The organism is Methylobacterium sp. WL8, assembly GCF_008040045.1.
Lineage (GTDB): Bacteria > Pseudomonadota > Alphaproteobacteria > Rhizobiales > Beijerinckiaceae > Methylobacterium > Methylobacterium cerastii.
In genome coordinates, this window is the sequence record NZ_VRVF01000067.1 from 21465 (window position 1) to 27464 (window position 6000).

7 protein-coding genes are annotated in these 6000 nt (G+C 71.0%); 3 read left to right on the forward strand and 4 right to left on the reverse strand.

Annotation, left to right across the window (positions count from 1 at the left end; genetic code table 11):
• Positions 1-399: 399 nt before the first annotated feature.
• Positions 400-933, forward strand: a complete 534-nt coding sequence (locus FV234_RS20125; RefSeq protein ID WP_147763856.1) for a GcrA family cell cycle regulator — start codon at positions 400-402, stop codon at positions 931-933.
• 6 nt (positions 934-939) lie between these two features.
• Here FV234_RS20125 and FV234_RS20130 read toward each other — a convergent pair whose 3' ends face one another.
• Genes FV234_RS20130 through argJ form a run of 3 tightly spaced genes read right to left on the reverse strand, consistent with a single transcriptional unit; the run spans position 940 to position 3319 of the window.
• Positions 940-1356, reverse strand: coding sequence for a (deoxy)nucleoside triphosphate pyrophosphohydrolase (locus FV234_RS20130; RefSeq protein ID WP_147813203.1), 417 nt, complete (start codon positions 1354-1356; stop codon positions 940-942).
• Between the two features lie 8 nt (positions 1357-1364).
• Positions 1365-2072 carry an SIMPL domain-containing protein gene (locus tag FV234_RS20135; RefSeq protein ID WP_147831254.1) on the reverse strand — a complete coding sequence of 236 codons (708 nt, stop codon included), beginning with the start codon at positions 2070-2072 and terminating at the stop codon, positions 1365-1367.
• Entirely contained in the window at positions 2069-3319 is a 1251-nt protein-coding gene (gene argJ, locus FV234_RS20140) for a bifunctional glutamate N-acetyltransferase/amino-acid acetyltransferase ArgJ (protein WP_147763858.1), read from the reverse strand. Before argJ ends, FV234_RS20135 begins: the two co-directional genes overlap by 4 nt.
• A gap of 217 nt (positions 3320-3536) precedes the next feature.
• Here argJ and FV234_RS20145 point away from each other — a divergent pair, with 217 nt between their 5' ends.
• On the forward strand, positions 3537-3974 hold the full coding sequence (locus FV234_RS20145; RefSeq protein ID WP_147763859.1) for a histidine kinase: 438 nt from the start codon (positions 3537-3539) through the stop codon (positions 3972-3974).
• A 7-nt stretch (positions 3975-3981) separates the two neighbouring features.
• Here FV234_RS20145 and FV234_RS20150 read toward each other — a convergent pair whose 3' ends face one another.
• On the reverse strand, positions 3982-4794 hold the full coding sequence (locus FV234_RS20150) for a CPBP family intramembrane glutamic endopeptidase (protein ID WP_238270700.1): 813 nt from the start codon (positions 4792-4794) through the stop codon (positions 3982-3984).
• Between the two features lie 322 nt (positions 4795-5116).
• Here FV234_RS20150 and FV234_RS20155 point away from each other — a divergent pair, with 322 nt between their 5' ends.
• Entirely contained in the window at positions 5117-5758 is a 642-nt protein-coding gene (locus FV234_RS20155) for a ClpXP protease specificity-enhancing factor SspB (RefSeq protein WP_147763860.1), read from the forward strand.
• The last annotated feature ends 242 nt before the right edge of the window (positions 5759-6000 follow it).

Here is a 6000-nt window from a genome sequence, read left to right on the forward strand (position 1 = left end):
GCCCGACGAGCGCCGTCACGGCAAGCGAACGAGCTTGGCCATAGTACCGTTCCTGGCCTTCGGCGGCAATGGAACCGTACGCCCACAGGTGGTGCACCAGGGTCACACGCGTGCCGTCCGGAACGCCTGGGTTCCCGTGCGGACATTGGTCGGTGGACAGCCTTCGCTCCGGTTCCCGCGCCCTTGCATCGGCGGAGAACGGTCCTGTAGGTTGACAGCGTCGCCGGATGCCTCAGGGGGGTACGGCGTCATGACCAGCGGCGCGCACGACGGGCTTCGCGCCGGCCTTGTCCCGAGCTTCGGGAGCGGCCGGATCGCGAGGACAGGTCGCGTCCGATCCGCGCCTTCACTGCCGGGGATCGAGGCAGCCCGCGGGTTCAGATCGGGAGGGGCGAGACCATGGATACCATCTTGAGTTGGACGGACGAGCGGGTGACGCTGCTGCGCCAGCTGTGGGAAGACGGCCAGAGCGCGAGCAAGATCGCGGCGCAGCTCGGCGGCGTCACCCGCAACGCGGTGATCGGCAAGGTGCACCGGCTCGGGCTGTCCGGCCGCGTGTTGAAGCCGGTCGAGGATGCGACGGCCGCCCGGCGCAAGCCCGCCCAGGAGGTCGAGATCGAGACGGCCATCGCCGTGGTCGAGGTCGAGGCGCCCGAGCCAGTAGCGATCCTTTCGCACCGGCTCGCACCGGACTTCCCCGTCCCGGCCGCCAAGCCCGAGCCCGTGGCGCTCGCCGCCTCGCAGCGGGTGACGATCATGGACCTCCGGGAATCGATGTGCCGTTGGCCGATCGGCGACCCGACCACGCCGGAATTCGGATTCTGCGGCGCGCGCTCGATCACCGGCCTGCCCTACTGCACGCACCACGCCCAGATCGCCTATCAGCCGGCGGCCGAGCGCAAGCGCGACCGCCGCGTGGCCGGCTTCCGCTAAGAGACCTCAGGGGCCGAGAAGGTCGATCAGGTAGGGGATCAGCGGCTCGTCGGCCGGCGGCATGGCGAGGTCGCGGAGGTCGCGCGGGCGCACCCACTTGATCGCCTGCCCCTCGAGCGAGCGCGGCGTGCCGTTCCAGCGACGGCAGACGTAGAGCGGCATCAGAAGGTGGAAGTCCGGGTAGGCGTGGCTCGCGAAGGTGAGCGGCGCCAGGCACGGTTCCTCGACGCGGATGTCGATCTCCTCGGCGAGCTCGCGGATGAGCGTCGCCTCGGGGCGCTCGCCCGGCTCGACCTTGCCGCCTGGGAACTCCCAAAGCCCCGCCAGCTGCTTGCCGGGCGGACGCTCGCTGACGAGCACGCGGCCATCGTGGTCGACAAGCGCCACGGCGACGACGAGGAGCAGGCGCACCGGCGCAGGCACGGCGGTGCTCATCGGCCGATCGCAAAGGTGGCGGTGACCTCGGCCGAACTGCTGATCGTCCCTGCTTCGATCGGGACGCGCTTCGGCGATGCCACAGCGCGGCTCGCCTGAAGTCCCATCGGGACGGACGTGCGGTTCGCGACGAGCGAGCAGAGGCTGCCCAGCCGCGCGCCGACGGCTTCGGCGAGCGCCGCAGCCTGCGTGCGGGCAGTGCGCGCCGCGTCGACCTGCAAGGCCGCCTCGACGCGGTCGGGATCGGTCAGCCCGAAGCCGATGGAATCGATCCGGTTGGCCCCCGCTTCGAGCGATCGTCGCAGCAGGTCGCCGAGGCGGCTCATATCGGCGAGCCGCAGGGTGACGCGGTTCGACGCCCGGTAGCCGTCGGGCTCGTCCTGGCTCGTGCCGTTCGGTCGGGTAATCGTGCGGGTAGCAGGCTCGAGCACGACCGCGGCGGTGCCGATGTCGCCGACCGGGATGCCGACCTCGCGGCCGAGCGCGACGACGCCGGCCACGCCCTTAGAGGTCGCGTCGAGGGCCGCGGCGGCGTTGCCCGCCCGCGCCTCGACGCCGACCGTCACCTCGGCGAAGTCCGGCGCCCGCGTCGTCTGAGCCCGGCCGGTGACGGTGATGCCGCGACGGCAGGCGTCGTCGTCGGCATGCGCCGGCAGCGCCGCGACGACGGGCAGGATAATGAGTGCAGTGGCGACGCGCCTCACGAGCGGTAATCCCCGTTGATCTCGATGTAGCCCTTGGTGAGGTCGCAGGTCCAAACCCGGGCCTTGCCGGCTCCGAGGCCGAGGTCGACCCGGACGACGACATCGGATTTGCGCATCACCGCGCTCGCAGCGTCCTCGCTGTAATCCGGGTCACGCGCCCCGGCGACGGCGACGCGCACGTCGCCGAACCAGATCGCAAGGCGGTCGCGGTCGGCGGGCTCGCCGGCCTTGCCGACGGCCATCACAACGCGGCCCCAGTTGGCGTCCTCGCCGGCGACCGCGGTCTTGACCAGCGGTGAGTTGGCGATCGACATCGCGATGCGGTGCGCCGAGGCGTCGCTCTCGGCGCCGCCGACCTCCACGGTGACGAACTTGCGCGCGCCCTCGCCGTCCTTGGCGACGAGCTGCGCCAGCTCGATCAGCAGGTCGTCCAAGGCCGCGCGAAAGCCTGCGAGCCGCGGGTCCGCCGCGTCCGAGACCGGGACCGTGGCGGCGGCACCGGTGGCGAACAGCATCAGCGTGTCGGAGGTCGAGGTGTCGCCGTCCACGGTCACGCAGTTGAAGCTCTTGTCCGCGCCCGCCGTCAGCATCGCCTGAAGCACCGGCTGCGGCAGCGCCGCGTCGGTGAACACGAAAGCGAGCATCGTCGCCATGTCGGGCGCGATCATGCCGGCGCCCTTGGCGATGCCGTTGATCGTCACCGCCACGCCGTCGATCTCGGCCGTGCGGCTCGCGGATTTCGGGAAGGTGTCGGTGGTCATGATCGCCCGGGCGGCGGCGTCCCAGGCCTCGGCTCCCGCGGCCGTGCGGGCGGCGCACTCGGCCAGCACGCCCTCGAACTTGGTCGCATCGAGGGGTTCCCCGATGACGCCGGTGGAGGCGACGAAGACCTCGCCCTCGGTGCAACCGGCGGCGGCGGCGGCGATCCGCGCCGTCAGCGCCACCGCGTCCCGTCCTCGCGACCCCGTGAACGCATTGGCGTTACCGGAGTTCACGACCAGCACCTGCGCCGAGCCGGCGGCAAGCGCCTCGCGGCACCAATCGACCGGCGCGGAGGGGCAGCGCGAGCGGGTAAACACGCCGGCGGCCGCGGTGCCGGCGTCGAGGCCGACATAAAGGACGTCGGTGCGGCCGGAATAGCGGATGCCGGCCTGGGCGGTGGCGAGCCCGACGCCGCGGATCGCTGGCAGGGTCGGCATTGAGGCCGGCGCGAGCGGGGAGACGGAGGGAGACTTTGCGGACGACATCGATACCCTCTCCATTCGATCGCGGCATCGCCGGCGACGGGGTCCTGTTGCCCCGCGAGCCCCGCAGCGGTCAACCGCCTGCCCGATCGGAGCGCATGCCCGCTTCCTGGGCGTGCCGGCTTGGGAATAAGGCGCAATCGCGGCGGGGGGCTTGCGCGACCGCGCCGTCCCGGCCTAGCATGCTGCGATGCAACGCGAACGCCGAGTCGAACGCGGAATGCCGCAAAACACCAGCGCACAAACGCTCGTGAACGCCCCCCAGCCCCCAGGCGGCTGTTATGGGGTCCAAGTCCTCGTCGCCGGCCGGCAGAAGCGCTGGCGGGATGAGGTATCCAATCAGATACGCCGCGCAGGCTATCAGGCCACGGCCTGTGACAGCGGTGTCGATGCCCTCACGGTTCTCGTCCTCGGGTTGCCGGTGGACGTGCTCGTCGCCGATGTCGGCCTCGAAGGCGACCTGTGCTGCTCGCGCCTCGCCGTCGAGGCCCGTGCCCTCCGGCCGGGTCTGCGCATCGTCCTGGCGAGCGACTACTATGAGGAGATGTCGGACGACGCCTCGCACCTCTTCCCGGACGCGATTCTGATTCCGCGCGACCTCCGCAACAACGCCGTCGCGAGCACCGTGCGCGAAGCGCTGGCGAGCCGGTCGGCCTGACGCCGGTTTAAGGCCACAGCACGTAGGCGATTAGCGCGAGGTTGCTCCAGCCGTGGAGCGCGATGCACGGCCACAGGCGGCCTGTGCGCCAGCGCAGCCAGCCGAGCATCAATGCCAGCGGCGCCAGCGAGACCGGGCGCGCCAAACCCCAGGCAGAGACGTGCGCCAGCGCGAAGACTAGTGCCGTGACGAGGATCGTCGCCGCGGGTGGCAGGAAGCGGCGGGCGGCGGCGAAGCCCTCGCCGCGCATCAGCATCTCCTCCGCGGCCGGCGCCAGCACCACGACGTAGCTGAGCCATACCGCGACGGCGGCAGGGCTCAGCATGGGCGAGAGCCGCACGCCGCTTCCGAAGGCGGCGCCGAACGCCTCGGCCGTCCCGGTGACCCAGGCGATGTGTACGATCGGCCAGAGCAGGAGGATCAGCAGCAGGGTGCGCGGCCGCATCCCGTTCGGGCGCTCGCGGTCCAGCGCCAGCCTGCGCCGCCAGGCGGACCCGTCGCGGCCAAGCGCCCCCGTCACGACGAGACCTGCCAAGAAGACTTGGCGGAGCACATCGACGGCGAGTTCGCGCCAGACGAGCTCGGTGGCGCCGACATAGGGACGCCGCACCGCGTCGAGGAACGGGTCGATCCCGGCGAGCAGGTCGGCGCCCACCCGCACCGCGGCCAGCGACATCAGGCTGGCCACCGCGAGGTAGAGCAGGAGCATCCCGACCAGGACGACGAGGTTCAGGGCGAGGCGCCCGGCCGCGACCCATCGCCGGCCCGGTTCGGACGGTGCGGCGGCGTCGACGGGCAGGGCGCCATGATCGGGCTTCAAAACCGCGGCGATCCCCTCTATGTTCTCTCGTCCGGTCGAAAGGCCGGAATGGCGACGAACGCTCTTGGCGACGCGCCGGTCACTTCGAACCTATCGGATCCGCTTCGTCCACCGTAGCCCCCTGCCATCGGACACGATGGCGCTGCCGGGCCGGACGACCGGGCAGGTCCGCCGGCGCGGTGGTCGGCAGGGTGTCGCGACGGCGCACGTCGGCCGCTCGGTATCCCGGCCTCCGGCGACGGAAGCCGCCTTCCTTTCTCATCCGATCTGGTACGCGTCCCGCGCGACAGGTCGTCGGGCAGACCGCACAGAGCGACCGAAGATGGCAGACGACCTGATCCGCTACGATCTCCTGGTCCAGGACGCCCTCCGGGGCGTCGTGCGCAAGGTGCTGACCGACGCCGCCCGCGAGGGCTTGGCGGGCGAGCACCACTTCTACGTCTCCTTCCGCACCGAGGCCCCGGGCGTGCGGATGTCGCAGGCACTGCGCGAGAAGTATCCGCAGGACATGACGATCGTCCTCCAGCACCAGTTCTGGGATCTCGGCGTCACCGAGCACAGCTTCGAGGTCGGGCTGTCGTTCTCGGGCGTGCCCGAGCGTCTTCTGGTGCCGTTCGATGCCCTGTCGGGGTTCTTCGACCCGTCGGTCCAGTTCGGCCTCAAGTTCGACCTGAACGAAACCGCCGAGGTCGCCGGCGAGGACGCGGCGCCGAGCGCCGCGAAGGCCGGCCCGCGCGGCGCGGCCTCCGAGCCCACCGAGATGAAGCCGAAAGCCGGAACCGGGATCGCCGCGATCGGCAGCAACGTCCCGAAGGTCATCCCCGCCCTCCCCGCGGCGCAGAACGCCAGCAAGGCGGACGAGAAGGAGCCGCGTGTCGCCGCCAAGGCCGCGAAGAAGGACGGCGACGGTGGCGAGGCGAGCGCCGAGGTCGTCAGCCTCGACGCGTTCCGCAAGAAGAGCTGAGCTGCATCGCTCCACCTGGGACCTCGCCCCTCGGGGCTTTCGCGAGGCGGAAGCTTCGAAGACGCAGTCGTGAACGGGAGCGGCGGTTCAAACATCCGGCAAGCGAACAAAAAAACTAGGACGGCAGAATTGGCTGTTGGGCCTGTTGTTCGAGGGCGGTGAGGTAGGCGTCGGGATCGCGGCGGAAGCGGGTTCGTGCGGTCCGCGCCTGCCTGCGGATGTCGAGGGATCGGCGCAGGGCC